The organism is Falsiroseomonas oryzae, assembly GCF_027856955.1.
GTDB classification, from domain to species: domain Bacteria; phylum Pseudomonadota; class Alphaproteobacteria; order Acetobacterales; family Acetobacteraceae; genus Falsiroseomonas; species Falsiroseomonas oryzae.
The window spans coordinates 1-13395 of sequence record NZ_JAPSMD010000119.1 but is presented as its reverse complement, the minus strand read 5'-3'; the positions used below and the strand labels follow the sequence as shown (position 1 = coordinate 13395).

The 13395-nt window shown below is 72.1% G+C and carries 14 protein-coding genes and 1 pseudogene; 7 read left to right on the top strand and 8 right to left on the bottom strand.

Annotation, left to right across the window (positions count from 1 at the left end; all coding sequences use genetic code 11):
- Together OZN99_RS13635 and OZN99_RS13630 are read right to left on the bottom strand one after the other, a co-directional pair.
- Positions 1–382: pseudogene (locus OZN99_RS13635) on the bottom strand (hypothetical protein); the annotation flags it as partial.
- Positions 379–573 carry a hypothetical protein gene (locus OZN99_RS13630; protein ID WP_270935790.1) on the bottom strand — a complete coding sequence of 65 codons (195 nt, stop codon included), beginning with the start codon at positions 571–573 and terminating at the stop codon, positions 379–381. The pseudogene OZN99_RS13635 and the gene OZN99_RS13630, both read right to left, overlap by 4 nt.
- A 305-nt stretch (positions 574–878) precedes the next feature.
- Here OZN99_RS13630 and OZN99_RS13625 point away from each other — a divergent pair, with 305 nt between their 5' ends.
- On the top strand, positions 879–2765 hold the full coding sequence (locus tag OZN99_RS13625; RefSeq protein ID WP_270935789.1) for a M10 family metallopeptidase C-terminal domain-containing protein: 1887 nt from the start codon (positions 879–881) through the stop codon (positions 2763–2765).
- 34 nt (positions 2766–2799) lie between these two features.
- Here the strand turns inward: OZN99_RS13625 and OZN99_RS13620 are convergent, their stop codons facing one another.
- A complete protein-coding gene (locus OZN99_RS13620; RefSeq protein ID WP_270935788.1) occupies positions 2800–3570 on the bottom strand; it encodes a DUF3891 family protein in 771 nt (256 codons plus the stop codon).
- 125 nt (positions 3571–3695) lie between these two features.
- Here OZN99_RS13620 and OZN99_RS13615 point away from each other — a divergent pair, with 125 nt between their 5' ends.
- Genes OZN99_RS13615 through OZN99_RS13605 form a run of 3 tightly spaced genes read left to right on the top strand, consistent with a single transcriptional unit; the run spans position 3696 to position 6646 of the window.
- Positions 3696–4826, top strand: a complete 1131-nt coding sequence (locus OZN99_RS13615; RefSeq protein WP_270935787.1) for a Re/Si-specific NAD(P)(+) transhydrogenase subunit alpha — start codon at positions 3696–3698, stop codon at positions 4824–4826.
- 13 nt (positions 4827–4839) lie between these two features.
- On the top strand, positions 4840–5235 hold the full coding sequence (locus tag OZN99_RS13610; protein ID WP_270935786.1) for an NAD(P) transhydrogenase subunit alpha: 396 nt from the start codon (positions 4840–4842) through the stop codon (positions 5233–5235).
- Between the two features lie 4 nt (positions 5236–5239).
- The gene (locus tag OZN99_RS13605; protein WP_270935785.1) at positions 5240–6646 is read left to right on the top strand and encodes an NAD(P)(+) transhydrogenase (Re/Si-specific) subunit beta; all 1407 of its coding nucleotides are present in this window, start codon (positions 5240–5242) and stop codon (positions 6644–6646) included.
- Positions 6647–6703: 57 nt separating this feature from the next.
- On the opposite strand, the gene OZN99_RS13600 is transcribed toward OZN99_RS13605, so the two are convergent.
- From OZN99_RS13600 to rpsU, 5 genes are all read right to left on the bottom strand, one after another.
- Positions 6704–8263: a family 16 glycosylhydrolase gene (locus OZN99_RS13600; RefSeq protein WP_270935784.1), complete on the bottom strand. Its 1560-nt coding sequence runs from the start codon at positions 8261–8263 to the stop codon at positions 6704–6706.
- Between the two features lie 107 nt (positions 8264–8370).
- The gene (locus OZN99_RS13595; RefSeq protein WP_270935783.1) at positions 8371–8805 is read right to left on the bottom strand and encodes a BLUF domain-containing protein; all 435 of its coding nucleotides are present in this window, start codon (positions 8803–8805) and stop codon (positions 8371–8373) included.
- Positions 8802–10175, bottom strand: coding sequence for a putative bifunctional diguanylate cyclase/phosphodiesterase (locus OZN99_RS13590; RefSeq protein WP_270935782.1), 1374 nt, complete (start codon positions 10173–10175; stop codon positions 8802–8804). Before OZN99_RS13590 ends, OZN99_RS13595 begins: the two co-directional genes overlap by 4 nt.
- A gap of 118 nt (positions 10176–10293) precedes the next feature.
- Positions 10294–10794 carry a hypothetical protein gene (locus OZN99_RS13585; protein ID WP_270935781.1) on the bottom strand — a complete coding sequence of 167 codons (501 nt, stop codon included), beginning with the start codon at positions 10792–10794 and terminating at the stop codon, positions 10294–10296.
- Positions 10795–10993: 199 nt separating this feature from the next.
- Positions 10994–11197: a 30S ribosomal protein S21 gene (gene rpsU, locus OZN99_RS13580; RefSeq protein ID WP_007006360.1), complete on the bottom strand. Its 204-nt coding sequence runs from the start codon at positions 11195–11197 to the stop codon at positions 10994–10996.
- A 194-nt stretch (positions 11198–11391) separates the two neighbouring features.
- On the opposite strand from rpsU, the gene def reads away from it, so the two are divergent.
- From def to OZN99_RS13565, 3 genes are all read left to right on the top strand, one after another.
- On the top strand, positions 11392–11913 hold the full coding sequence (gene def, locus OZN99_RS13575; protein ID WP_270935780.1) for a peptide deformylase: 522 nt from the start codon (positions 11392–11394) through the stop codon (positions 11911–11913).
- A 67-nt stretch (positions 11914–11980) separates the two neighbouring features.
- Positions 11981–12571 carry a COQ9 family protein gene (locus tag OZN99_RS13570; RefSeq protein WP_270935779.1) on the top strand — a complete coding sequence of 197 codons (591 nt, stop codon included), beginning with the start codon at positions 11981–11983 and terminating at the stop codon, positions 12569–12571.
- 266 nt (positions 12572–12837) lie between these two features.
- Positions 12838–13377 (top strand): hypothetical protein, encoded by a 540-nt coding sequence (locus OZN99_RS13565; protein WP_270935778.1) that lies wholly within the window; start codon positions 12838–12840, stop codon positions 13375–13377.
- Positions 13378–13395: the final 18 nt, after the last annotated feature.

Genomic DNA, 13395 nt, shown 5'->3' with positions numbered 1-13395 from the left:
CCGCCCGCACGCCCTGCCAGGCGACGTCCACCCCGGCCAGGCGCACGCCAGGGAAGGCGCGCGCCGCGTAGAGCAGCCCGCCGCCCAGCCCGCAGCCGATGTCGATCAGCGCGTTCGGCGGCGGCCGCGGCCCCGGCAGGTCGCGCAGCGCCAGGTCGTAGAGCGCCGCCTGCAGCCGCGCCTCCGCCAGTTCCGGCACCTCCGGCATCCCTGGCGGGGGCGGGTGCACCCCGCCGTTGAAGAAGCCGAGGCGGCGGACGGCGGGCAGGCTGTAGGCCGCCTCGAAGAGCATCCGCTCGAACAGCCGCCGCCCGGTCGGGCCGAGACGCTCCCGCAGCCGGCCGAGCGCCGTCCAGCCAGCCACCGGCTGCGGAGGGCTCACGCCGGCACCAGGCGTGCCGTCCGGCTCGGCGCATCCGTCACCGCGACCAGCGCGACCGCCGTCCCGAGCTTGCGCGTCGTCATGCCGGGCCGCGCGATCCGCCCGGCCCGCGGCATCCCGCCGGGCACCGGCGCGCGCACCGGTCGGCTGGCGGACAGGCAGGATCCGTCCGGCGGGTCCCTGAACGGCACGGTCGTGTCTCCTCGGCCGCGGAACCATGGCCGGCCGTTGCGTCCTCCGCCACCCCTTGCCGTGCCGACGTTCACGGGGCCGCCGCGCGCCGCCGGGGAGCACGCCATCGTCGCCTGCCCGCAGGCCGCGCTGACTGACGCGGGTGTGCCGCAGGGATGACCTTGCCCGCGCAGCGCGAGTTCGTTGGCGCGGGCGCACGTAAAACATAATTGCGAAGAATTTATATCGAACGCAATCCGACGGTGCCACGATCCTATCGTGAGCCGGGCGGCGCACGCAGCCCGCCCGGCCACGGGAGGGAAGGATGAGCGACCTTGCCAACGACACCACCACGGGCGCCGTGCTCGCCGGGGGTGCCTACCTCACCGGCACGATCGACGCGGTGGACGACGAGGACTGGATCCGCGTCGATGTCCAGGCCGGAGAGACCTACCGGTTCCTGTGGAACTGCGCCTCCGGCAGCGCGGGGATCGGCGCCGGCTTCGCGCTGTACGACGCCGACGGCACCGTCCTCGTGAACTTCGACAATCCCGGCACGTGGACCTGGATCACCATCCAGTTCACCTTTTCCACGTCGGGCAGCTACTACCTCGGCGTCGGCGGCGTCGGCGACGCGCCAGCGCCCGGCGGCTACACGGTGGCGAGCAACCTGATCACCGATTCACCGACCGAGGCGATCGACTGGGGCACCTACTTCCTGGTCGATGCGATCGACATCTGCTTCGCCGAGGACGGCGAGGTCATTCCGACCGACGTCGGCACGCTGAACGCCACCGCCTGGAGCGACTACCTGCTCGGTCGCGAGATGGCGGCCTTCGCCGCCTTCGCCGCCGTCGCCAACCTCTCCTTCGCGCAGGTCGCGAACCCGGCGGATGCGGAGCTTCGCCTCGTCCTCTACGAAGCCGGCACGGGCGACCTCGCGGGGCTGTTCGGCTTCTTCCTGCCGCCCGCCTATGTCGATGCCGGCATCGGCGGCGTGAACGCCGACAACACCGTATGGAACCCGCTGCCCGGCGGCTCGGTCGAGTTGGGCGGCAAGGATTTCGGCAAGATGCTGCACGAGGCCGGCCATGCGTTGGGCCTGGCGCATACGCATGACAACGTGAACGCCTCGGTGATCCTGCGCGGCGTGACGTCCTTCGACGATCTCGGCGACTTCGACCTGAACCAGTCGATCTACACGATCATGTCCTACAACGAGGGCTGGCTGACCGCCCCGCACGGCGTCCCGCGCCTGCCCGACGGCTCGCTGGACCGGACCTACGGCTACGCCGGCACGCCCATGGCGCTCGACATCGCGGTGATCCAGGAGAAGTACGGCGCCAACATGTCGCACCACGCCGGCGACGACCTCTACCTGCTGCCCGCCGTCAATGCCCCCGGCACCTTCTACTCCTGCATCTGGGATGCCGGCGGCCACGACGTGCTCAGCGCCGCCGGCGCCGCCATCGGCGCCACCATCGACCTGCGCGCCGCGACGCTGCGCTACGAGGCGGGCGGCGGCGGCTGGGTGTCCTATCACGCGGGAATCCATGGCGGCTTCACCATCGCCAATGGCGTCGTCATCGAGGACGCGATCGGCTCCGCGCTGGCCGACGACATCACCGGCAACGACGCCGCCAACCGCATCGCCGGCGAAGGCGGCGCGGACACCGTCACCGGTGGCGGAGGCGCGGACCGCTTCGCCATCGACTTCGACCTCGACACCGCGACCCAATGGTTCCGCCCGAACGCCGCCGGCACCGGCGGCATCACGCCGAACGGCAACGCCGCCGCACCGGCCTGGCGCAACTACGTCGAGCGGCTGGCAGAATGGCGCAGCGCGATGGAAGCAAGCTACGGCTCCGACGCCGACCCGACCGAGACCGTCATCACCGTGCGCGACGGCCGCGGCAGCGCGACCATCCGCTACGACAACAGCTACACCCGCATCACCTCGGTCGAGGGCGAGGGCGACGACCTCGTCACCGACTGGGAGGACGGCACGGACCACCTGGAATTCACCGGCATGACCAGGGCCGGCTTCCTGCACCTGCTGTCGGGCGGCGGCCTCACCGTGAGCGCCGATGCCGACCTGGCGGGCGGCGCCGCCGCGGATACGCGCATCGCCTGGGCCGGCGGCTCCGTCACGCTTCAGGACGTTCAGATCGGTGCGGCGAGCCTCGCCAGCGGCGGAATCCTGTTCGCCTGACGCCCGGTCCGGGCTGGGCCGGCCCTCGCCCGGCTCAGCCCGGCACCAGCCGGGCGCTGATCCGCTCCACCGGCGCATCGGCCAGCCCGGCGCGCATCGCCTCCAAGCTGTCCCACCGCGTTCCCGGCGCGAAGCGCCGCGCAGTCCAGTTCAGCGCCACCTCCGGGACCGCGAAGGGCCAGGGGGCCACGGTCATCACGCCGTCGCCTTCCTCCAGCCTCAGCGGCACCTCGTCGCCGCCGGCCAGCGGCGCCATGCCGGACCAGCCGAGCGTCTCGATCCCGCCGCAGGCCGCCAGGCTCAGCGCGTCGGTCACCGCCACCAGCGCAGCCGCCGTCTCCATCTGCGCCTCGGTCACGCCGAGCGCCGCCATCAGCCGCGCCCGCAGCGCCACCTGCTCGCGCTGGTAGGTCTCCGCGGCGGCGGAATCGGCCTCGGACACCCGGTGCCGGTCCTGGTAGCTGGCATAGATCCGCGACCCGTGGCGGCTGACCAGCAGCCCGACCCAGGGCCCCCAGCTCGCGATCGCCCGCCGCACCCCCTCGGCCCACATCGGCGCATGGTCCTTCGCGCCGACGGCGCGGAACTGCGTCGGCCGGCCGGTGGCGGCGTCGAAGGTCGGCGCCGCCTCCCACCCCATCCAGGCCACGTCGTGCTGCGCGCAGGCGGTGGCCACCTCCTCGAAGGGCTCGGGCAGGGCAAAGCCCTTCGCCCCCCAGGCCCGCAGCATCTGGCCCGAGACCAGGGCATGCATCGGCTGGCTCACCGCCAGCCAGGATCCGTCCGGCAGGTCCCTGAACAGCATGGTCGTGTCTCCTCGGCCGCCGAATCATGGCGGGCCGTTGCGCCCTTCGCCACCCCCTTGCCTTGCCAGGGCGGGGTTTGGGCGTCATATCGCGCCCCTCAGCCTCAACCGGGGGGTCTTTCAGGATGCGGGTAGCGGTCCTGCGCGAGCGTCGCGCGGCGGAGACGAGGGTCGCCGCCACGCCGGAGACGGTGAAGAAACTGCAGGGCCTGGGCTGCACGGTCGCGGTGGAGACCGGCGCCGGCATGGCCTCCGGCATCCCCGACGCCGCCTTCCGCGACGCCGGCGCCGAGGTGGTGGCCGACCCGGCCGCGGCGCTCGCCGGCGCGAACATCGTCCTCGCGGTCCGCGCGCCGGAAGCCGCCGAGCTCGCCCTGGTCCCGCGCGGCGCGCTGCTGATCGGCACGCTGCAGGCCGATGCCGAGGCCGCCAAGGCCTATGCCGCCGCCGGGATCGATGCCTGCGCGATGGAACTGCTGCCGCGCATCACCCGCGCGCAGTCGATGGACGTGCTCTCCTCCCAGGCCAACCTGGCCGGCTATCGCGCGGTGATCGAGGCGGCCGATGCCTTCGATCGCGGCTTCCCCATGCTGATGACCGCCGCCGGCACCATCCCGGCCGCCAACGTCTTCATCATGGGCGCGGGCGTCGCCGGCCTGCAGGCCATCGCCACCGCGCGGCGCCTCGGCGGCCGCGTCTCCGCCACCGATGTCCGCCCGGCCGCCAAGGAGGAGATCAAGTCCCTCGGCGCCAGCTTCGTCGGCTACGAGGACGAGGAGAGCAAGGCCGCCCAGACCGCCGGCGGCTATGCCAAGCAGCTCTCGGCCGAGTTCTACGCCAGGCAGGCCGAGGTGGTCGCGGCGCACATCGCCAAGCAGGACATCGTCGTCACCACCGCGCTGGTGCAGGGCCGCAAGGCGCCGACCCTGGTGACGGAGGCCATGGTCGCCTCCATGAAGCCGGGCAGCGTCATCGTCGACATCGCCTCCGACGCCGGCGGCAACGTCGCGCTGACGAAGCCGGGCGAGGCGATCACCACCGCCAATGGCGTGAAGATCCTCGGCTTCTCCAACTGGCCGGGCCGGATCGCCGGCGCTTCCTCCGCCCTCTATGCGCGCAACCTGCTCACCTTCCTGACCACCTTCTGGGACAAGGAAGCGAAGAAGCCCGCGCTCAAGGAGGACGACGAGATCGTCAAGGGTGTCGCGCTGACCCGCGGCGGCGCCGTCGTCCATCCCTCCCTCGCCTCCGCCTGAGGAGCCTTTGCCGATGACTCCTTCGCAGATCGCCAACGAGGCGGCGGCCCTGTCCGACCGGGCGGCGCTGCTCGCCGAGCAGGCCCGGCAGCTGGCCGAGCAGGCCGCGCCCATGGCCGCGGCCGCCAACCCCTTCCTGATGCTGCTGGCCATCTTCCTGATGGCCTGCTTCGTCGGGTACTACGTGGTGTGGGGCGTCACCCCCGCGCTGCACTCCCCGCTGATGGGCCTGACCAACGCGATCTCCTCGGTGATCGTGGTCGGCGCCATCCTCGCGACGGGTCTTTCGGACAGCATCGCCGCCAAGGTCTTCGGCTTCCTCGCCGTCACGCTTGCCGCGGTGAACATCGCCGGCGGCTTCATGGTCACGCGGCGCATGCTGGCCATGTTCAAGAAGAAGGGGGGCTGAGGCCATGGCCGACACGCTCTCGACGCTGGCGTATCTCGTCGCCTCCGTCCTCTTCATCCTCGCGCTGCGCGGCCTCTCCCACCCCGAGACCAGCCGGCAGGGCAACCTGTTCGGCATGATCGGCATGGCGATCGCGATCGCCGCCACCCTGCTGAAGCCGGGCATGAGCGCCGGCGGCATCGTGCTGGTCATCGCCGGCCTCGCCATCGGCGGCGCCATCGGCACCGTCGTCGCGCAGCGCATCCAGATGACGGCGCTGCCGCAGCTGGTCGCGGCCTTCCACAGCCTGGTCGGCATGGCCGCGGTGTTCGTCGCTGCCGCCGCCTTCTACGCGCCGGAGAGCTTCGGCATCGGCGTGCCCGGCAACATCAAGGCGGCGTCGCTGATCGAGATGTCGCTCGGCCTCGCGATCGGCGCCATCACCTTCTCGGGCTCGGTGATCGCGTTCCTGAAGCTCGCGGGGCGCATGTCCGGCGCGCCGATCATCTTCAACGGCCAGCACAAGCTGAACGCCGCGCTCGGCGTGCTGCTGCTGGTGCTGATCATCGCCTTCGTCGCCACCGGCAGCCCGCTGCTGTTCTGGCTGATCGCGATCCTGTCCTTCGCGCTCGGCTTCCTGCTGATCATCCCGATCGGCGGCGCGGACATGCCGGTCGTCGTCTCCATGCTGAACAGCTACTCCGGCTGGGCGGCGGCGGGCATCGGCTTCACCATCGGCAACCTGCTGCTGATCGTGACGGGCGCGCTGGTCGGCGCCTCCGGCGCCATCCTCTCCTACATCATGTGCAAGGGGATGAACCGCAGCATCATCAACGTGCTGCTGGGCGGCTTCGGCAGCGACAGCGGTGCGGCCGCGGCCGGCGGCGGTGCCGCGGACCGTGCGCCGGTGAAGGCCGGCAGCCCGGAGGATGCCGCCTACATCATGAAGAACGCGCAGAAGATCATCGTCGTGCCCGGCTACGGCATGGCGGTGGCGCAGGCGCAGCAGGTGGTGCGGGAGATGGCGGACCTCCTGAAGAAGGAGGGCGCCGAGGTCTCCTACGCGATCCACCCGGTCGCCGGCCGCATGCCCGGCCACATGAACGTGCTGCTGGCCGAGGCGAACGTGCCCTACGACGAGGTGCACGAACTCGAAGAGATCAACCCCGAATTCGCTGAGGCCGACGTCGCCTACGTGATCGGCGCGAACGACGTGACCAACCCCGCGGCGAAGACCGACAAGTCCAGCGCCATCTACGGCATGCCGATCCTGGACGTGGAGCGGGCCAAGACCGTGTTCTTCGTGAAGCGCGGCATGGCCAGCGGCTATGCCGGCGTGGAGAACGAGCTGTTCTTCCGCCCCAACACGATGATGCTGTTCGGCGACGCCAAGAAGGTCACGCAGGAGATCGTGCAGGCGCTGCAGCGGTAGCGCCCGGACGCATATGCGCGAAGGGCCGGGCGGGCGACCGCCCGGCCCTTCGTCGTTTCAGCCCAGCACGACGTCGCCGGCCTGCAGCGCGGTCACGCCCAGCAGCACGGCCAGCACCTCGCCACCATGCGACAGCGCCAGCCCGCCCTCCGTCGGCGCTGCGACGATCGCGGCCGGATCGAGGCCGAGCAGGACGATCCGGTCCAGCCCCGGCGTGAAGTCGCGGACCAGGTCGCCGCCCTCGCCGGCCGCATAGGCGAAGGAGTCGCCGGCGGCGCCGCCGGCCAGGTCGTCGGCACCTGCGCCACCATGCAGCCAGTCGCTGGCGTCGGCACCCAGCAGCGTATCCGCCCCGGCATCGCCCTGCGCGGCAAGCGTGACCAGCGCCTCCCCGACGATCCTGTCGTCGCCCTCCTGCCCGTAGACCAGGGCGGTGGTCAGACGGCCGTCATAGCCGCCGTCCCAGCGCCCGCCCCAGCCGAAGGGCTTCGCCAGCCAACTGGCCGAGGGCGCGGTGACCAGCACCGTGTCGTTCCCCGCCCCGGCGATCACCACCGGCGTGGACGGCCCGGACGCCGCATCGGCATGCGCCACCCAGGTGATCTCATCCGCGAAGGCGCTGCCGTACAGGTGCCCTGTCGCGGCGCCGATCACCTGCACCGTCAGCGCCTCCGGCGCGCGCAGCAGGTCCAGCCAGGCGCGCTCGTAGTTGGCGTAGAGCAGTCGGTCCGCCGTGTCCGGCGCCCATTCCGGCGCGGCCGAGACATGCACCCCCGTCACGCTGCCCCATTCGCCGGCGTTCCAGCTTGCGGCGTAGCGGTCCTCGCCCAGGGACCGCACGCCGCTGCGCACCGTCGCCGGCGCCGCGCCCCAGCCGGATGCGGGGTCGCCGAACAGCATGGGCGCCGGCTCGCCCGGATGCAGGTCGGCCGGCGTCCAGATCCGCGCCCAGTCCACATGCAGCCCGACCAGTCCGGGCGTCGTCGCGTCCGGTGCGCCGCCGAACCATCCATCGGCCGAGGAGGCGACGAAGCCCATGAAGCCGAGCGACATCGGCTCGTCCGGGATGTGTTCCGTCATCGTCCATTGCGCGACGCCGTCGATGTAGAAGGTCAGCCGGTCCGGCAGCCAGTCCACCGCATAGGTGTGCCAGTCGCCGGCATCGATGCCGGGGGCGCGCACACCCTGCTGCCAGGGCTCGTCGTGCAGCGTCATCCAGGTTTCGGTGCGGAAGCGGTCGGGCGATTCCATCAGGTCCACCTCCGCCGGGCCTTCGCCATCGGCGGGCCAGAGCAGGATGGCCGCGCTGGTGCCCTGGCCGTCGTCGAGCCGCGCGCGCACCTCGAAGCGGCCGTAGAGCTGGCCGTTCCAGCCCATGTTCAATCCGCCCGCGACCCAGCCCTGCGGCGTGGCGATGCTGTTGACGGACAGTTCGCCATCCCAGACCGTCAGCGCCTCCTGGCGCCATTCGAAGGCATCGTTCCAGTAGCGGCTGCCATGGAACACGATCGGCCACGCGCCGCGATCGACCATCACCCCGTCGAACCCGTCCTCGAAGGTCAGCCGCCAGCCTGTCGGGTCCAGCGGAGTCGGATTCGTGTTGGTGAAGCTGCCCATCCTGTCCTCGTCCCCGCCGCGGTTGCGTCAGCACCGCAAGCGAGCCGTGCCCCCGGCGGTTCAGGGATATTCCGCAGGGCGACCGGCGCGGCGGGCCGGGGAGGGGGTCAGGCCGTCGCTGCCTCCGTGTTGCGGATCGCCTGCTGCAGGATGGCCAGCACGCGCTCCGACGGCGCCGCCGGATGGATGTCGCCCGGCGCCGCCTTGATGTCCCCGGCGAAGGCCATGCTCCAGTCGCCGAAGGCGCGCGTCGCGGGGCTGCTGACTTCCAGCACCGTCACGTGGTCGTGGCGCAGGTCGCACTGGATCGTCTCGAAGATGCGCTCGACGGCGGCCGGCGGGCCTTCCAGCACCTGGGCGAAGCGGCGCTGGCTGTAGAGCAGGGCCCCGGTCACGCCGGTCCGCGCATTGTTCCGCCGCGCCGCGTCCAGGATCGATCCGATCACCGCCTCCATCGGCTGCGCCGGGTCGGCGACGGCGTGGCTGACATAGATAACGCGGCGCAGCGCCGCGTCGGGCGTCGTCGTCCCGGGCGTGCTCATGCGGATATCCTCCCCTGTGCGGCCGCGTCCTGCCGCTTGCTCCGGGCGATCAGCGCCAGCACCTCCGCGGCCGGCACCGGCCGGCTGAACAGGAAGCCCTGGGCGTCGGTGCATCCGTTGGCCACGAGCTGGTCCAGCTGCGCGGCCGTCTCCACGCCCTCCGCCGTGGTGCGCAGCCCGAGCGAGGCGCCGAGCCCGGCGACGGCCCGCACGATCGCCGCGCTCTCGGCCCGGGTCGCGACGTCGCTGACGAAGCTGCGGTCGATCTTCACCCGGTCCAGCGGGAAGCTGCGCAGCTGCGTCAGCGACGAATAGCCGGTGCCGAAATCGTCGAGCGAGATCCGCACCCCCAGCGCGCGCAGCTCCTCGCAGGTGGCCAGGGCCGTGGAGGCGTCGTGCAGCAGCGCGGTCTCCGTCACCTCCAGCTCCAGCCGGTGCGGCGCCAACCCGCTGGCCGCGAGCGCGGCACGCACCTGCGCAGCGAGGTCGCGGCGTGCGAGCTGCGGCGCCGAGACGTTGACCGAGACGCCGAGCGAAGCATCGGGCCAGCCCGCGGCCTCCCGGCAGGCGGTGCGCAGCACCCATTCGCCGATCGGCACGATCAGCCCGATCTCCTCCGCGAGCGGCACGAACTCGCCCGGCGGCACCAGGCCGCGCTGCGGGTGGCGCCAGCGCAGCAGGGCCTCGAAGCCGGCGAGCGCGCCGGTGCCCAGATCGACATGCGGCTGGTAGTGAAGCTCGAACTGGCCGAGGCCGATCGCCGCCCGCAGGTCGGCCTCCATGCGCCGCCGTTCCTCCGCCCGGGCGCGCAGCACCGGCTGGAAGCGCCGCTGGTCGCCGCGCCCCTCGGCCTTCGCCTGGTACAGCGCCAGATCGGCACAGCGCAGCAACGCATCGGCCTCCTGCGCATCGGTCGGGAACACCGCGATGCCGACCGAGCAGCCGGTCACCACGCTGTGCCCGTCCAGCAGGAAGGGCCTGGCGAGCAGTTCCACCAGCCGCGCCGCCAGCGCGGTGGCCTCGGCCTCGGCCGTCAGCTGCGGCAGCAGGATGGCGAACTCGTCGCCGCCGATCCGCCCGGCCAGGTCGCCGCCGCGGATCGCGCCGCGGATGCGCCGCCCGACTGCGCGCAGCAACGCGTCGCCCACCGGATGCCCCAGCGTGTCGTTCACCGCTTTGAAGCGGTCGAGGTCGAGCGCGAGCAGCGCGAAGGGCGTGCCGCCGCCGGGACCCGTGACGCAGCGCCGCGACAGCGCGTCGAGCAGGGCGTCGCGTTGCAGCAGCCCGGTGAGGCTGTCCGTGCGGCTTGGTGCGTCCAGATCGTCCGTGGCGACGCTGGGCGCGGCGGCGGTCGGGGCGGCGTGGGTCATGCAGGTCTCCCTGGCGCGTCAGGATGACCTGGAAGGATGAATCCAAGGTGTGCCGACCGCGCTGCGGCCTGCGGCCTGCGGCCTGCGGCGGGCGGCGCCGGGCGTCAGGGGATCGGCGTCAGAGGATCGTGCACCCCTTGCGCATCTTCAGCCCCTCGTCCGGGCAGTAGAAGTAGCCGACGAACTCGTCGTAATCGATCGCCCAGCCCTGCTGCTGCGCCATCGGCAGCAGCGCGGCGTTCTTGCCGGTGAAGAACTGCGTGAAGTTGTAGCTCGCCGTGTGCGGGGCGTTCACGGTGTCGGTGATCGCCTCGCCGCTGGCGTCGCTGGACCGCACGACGCCGGTGCCCGGCTTGTGCGACCAGGAATCGACGCCTTCGCGTCGGAACCAGTGATAGTCGTAGGTGTTGGCGCTCGCCCGCCGGCAGGCGACGATGTAGTGCCCGGCAAGAGCCGGCGGCAGGGCGTTCTGCACCGGGCAGAGGATCAGCCCGTCCCGCAGCACCGCGGCGCGGATGGCCGCAACACTGTTCGACTTCGCCCGCCCGCCTGAGAACTGGCCGGGATCAAGCCGGTCCGCATATTTCGTGGCGTAGGCGTAGCAGTTCGGGTCCGGCATCGCTCACTCCGCGCGCGCTACGCGGATCGGACGACATGCAGTCCCTGGTTGCAAGCGGAAACCCGTACACACCAAACGCGGGCGCTGGCGCCCGTGTCCCGGTGTTCATCCTGGCTCGTCGGAAGAACGGAGCGGCCCGATCGCCAGGCTCCGGCCGTTCCGGCTTGCGCGTCGCGCCGCCCCGGGCGGCGCGGCGGGCTCAGAAGCCCTCGCGCTCCAGCCGCTTGCGCTCGACCTTGCGGGCGCGGCGGACAGCCTCGGCGGCCTCGCGGGCGCGGCGCTCGGACGGCTTCTCGTAGTGACGGCGGAGCTTCATCTCACGGAACACGCCCTCGCGCTGCAGCTTCTTCTTGAGCGCCTTCAGGGCCTGGTCGATGTTGTTGTCGCGGACGACGACCTGCACGCGGTTCAACCTCCTGGTTGGGTCTTGAGGGTTGTCAGGAAACGCACGAAAGCCGGGTCCGGCCCCAGGATGTCCCCGGCGCCCCCCGACGAAACACGCGGAAGCGTTAGCACGATCCGCCCCGCGCGCGAAAGGCCTCCCGAACCGCCGGGCGCGCATTACCTTAATGGCCGGAAGCGCCGGACCCCCTAGACATGGCCATCCTGAAGATCGCCCGCATGGGCCACCCCGTCCTGATCCGCGCGGCGGAGCCGGTGGCGGACCCGACCGCGCCGGAGATCCGCCGCCTGGTCGCTGACATGGCCGAGACGATGGACGATGCCCAGGGCCTCGGCCTGGCCGCGCCGCAGGTGCATGTGCCGCTTCGCCTCTTCGTCTGGCGCGGCGGCGCGGGCAACGTGATCGCGCTGATCAACCCGGAGATCGAACCCGTGGGCGAGGAGACCGAGGATGGCTGGGAGGGCTGCCTCTCCATCCCCGGCCTGCGCGGCTGCGTGCCCCGCTTCGCGCGGCTGCGCTTCCGTGGCGTGGACATCGAGGGCCGCCCCGTGGATGGCGAGGCGGCGGGCCTCGCCGCCCGGGTCATCCAGCACGAGACGGACCACCTGGACGGCGTGCTGTACCCGATGCGCATGCCGGACCTCTCGCTGCTCGGCTTCACCGAGGAACTGTCCCGGGCCGCCGCCGCCCGCGCCGCGGAGGGATCGAAGCCATGATCGAACGCAGCGTCCCGCACAGCGGGCCGGCAGACGGCTCGTCGCGGCCGGCCGAGGAACACGCCGCATGATCGAACGGAGTGACGAACGCGACGCGGCGATCCGCGCCGCGCTTCCCCATGTGCCCGCCCTGGGCTGGACGAAGGCCGCGCTGGAGGCAGGCCTGCGCGACCTTGGCCTCGACCCGCTGGAGGCCGAATGGCTCTTCCCCCGCGGCCCGGTCGAGGCGGTGGAGGCCTGGTGCGACCTGGCCGACCGCGAGATGGAGGCCCAGGCCCAGGCGGAGGACCTGCTCTCCCAGCGGATCCCCGCGCGCATCCGCCGCGTTGTCACCATCCGCCTGGAACAGGCCGAGCCGCACAAGGAGGCGATCCGCCGCGCCCTGGCGCTGCAGGCCCTGCCCTGGAACGTCCCCTCCGCGCTGCGCACCGTGGCCCGCACCGCCGATTCGATGTGGGCCGCGGCCGGCGACACCTCGGCCGATTTCTCCTGGTACACCCGCCGCGCGACGCTCGCCGGCGTCTATGGCGCGACGCTCGCCTTCTGGATGCAGGACGACGAGCCGGGCTTCCCCGCCACCCGCGCCTTCCTGGACCGGCGACTCGCGGACCTCGCCCGGCTGCAGCGGCCTCGGCGCCCGGCGCAACGAACCGCCTGAACCGGCGTTTCCCCCGGCGCATCGAGCCGGAGGAAACCCATGCGCGGCATCCTGTTGTGGCTGATCGGGATACCCATCCCGATCATCTTGCTGCTGTGGCTGTTCGGCGTGTTGTGAAGACTCTCGCCCTGGCGCGGCCGCTGGGCTAGGCATTACGCCGTTCAGCGACACCGTGGGGCCGGGGGGCCCTGCGCGGCCGGCGCCCGCCGGCCCGCGACGGTGCCGCCCAGGGGAGACCACGAACCATGCGCCAGGGAATTCGCCGCATGACCAGCTTCCGCCTGCTGCTCGGCGGCCTCGCCGCCGTGATCGCGGGACCCGCCATCGCGCAGTCCTGCGTGCAGAGCGCGGAACGCACCGCCTTCGACGTGCGCGCGCTGCAGAGCCAGCTGATGGTCGCGGCGCTCGCCTGCGGGAAGGACACCGAATACAACGCCTTCGTCCGCAAGTTCCAGGGCGACCTGGCGGCGTCCTATCGCGGCATCGCGGCCCATTACCGCCGCACCGCCGGCGGCTCCGCCCAGCGCGACCTCGACCAGTACATCACCCAGCTGGCCAATGCGCAGTCGCAGGACGGCATCCGCGCCGGCTCGCACTACTGCCCGCTGGTCACGCCGCTGTTCCAGCAGGCGCTGGCACAGTCCAATGCGCAGGGACTGGCCGAACTGGCGATGGAGCGGAACGTGCTGAACCCGCTGGCCACGCCCGACTGCGCCGCCACCCCGGCCCGCGCCCCCGCCAGCACGCCTTCCCGCTCCCCGGCGCGGCCCGCGGCCAGCAACCGCTCCGCCGCCGCGACCCGCTGAGGCCGATGCGCCGCGCCG

Bases quoted from the DNA above. Each gene is read 5' to 3' on its own strand.
- OZN99_RS13600 (WP_270935784.1), bottom strand. From the start codon at position 8,263: ATGGGCAGCTTCACCAACACGAATCCGACTCCGCTGGACCCGACAGGC.
- def (WP_270935780.1), top strand. From the start codon at position 11,392: ATGGCCATCCTGAAGATCGCCCGCATGGGCCACCCCGTCCTGATCCGC.
- OZN99_RS13570 (WP_270935779.1), top strand. From the start codon at position 11,981: ATGATCGAACGGAGTGACGAACGCGACGCGGCGATCCGCGCCGCGCTT.
- OZN99_RS13625 (WP_270935789.1), top strand. From the start codon at position 879: ATGAGCGACCTTGCCAACGACACCACCACGGGCGCCGTGCTCGCCGGG.
- OZN99_RS13590 (WP_270935782.1), bottom strand. From the start codon at position 10,175: ATGACCCACGCCGCCCCGACCGCCGCCGCGCCCAGCGTCGCCACGGAC.
- OZN99_RS13585 (WP_270935781.1), bottom strand. From the start codon at position 10,794: ATGCCGGACCCGAACTGCTACGCCTACGCCACGAAATATGCGGACCGG.
- OZN99_RS13610 (WP_270935786.1), top strand. From the start codon at position 4,840: ATGACTCCTTCGCAGATCGCCAACGAGGCGGCGGCCCTGTCCGACCGG.
- OZN99_RS13620 (WP_270935788.1), bottom strand. From the start codon at position 3,570: ATGCTGTTCAGGGACCTGCCGGACGGATCCTGGCTGGCGGTGAGCCAG.
- OZN99_RS13595 (WP_270935783.1), bottom strand. From the start codon at position 8,805: ATGAGCACGCCCGGGACGACGACGCCCGACGCGGCGCTGCGCCGCGTT.
- OZN99_RS13565 (WP_270935778.1), top strand. From the start codon at position 12,838: ATGACCAGCTTCCGCCTGCTGCTCGGCGGCCTCGCCGCCGTGATCGCG.
- OZN99_RS13615 (WP_270935787.1), top strand. From the start codon at position 3,696: ATGCGGGTAGCGGTCCTGCGCGAGCGTCGCGCGGCGGAGACGAGGGTC.
- OZN99_RS13605 (WP_270935785.1), top strand. From the start codon at position 5,240: ATGGCCGACACGCTCTCGACGCTGGCGTATCTCGTCGCCTCCGTCCTC.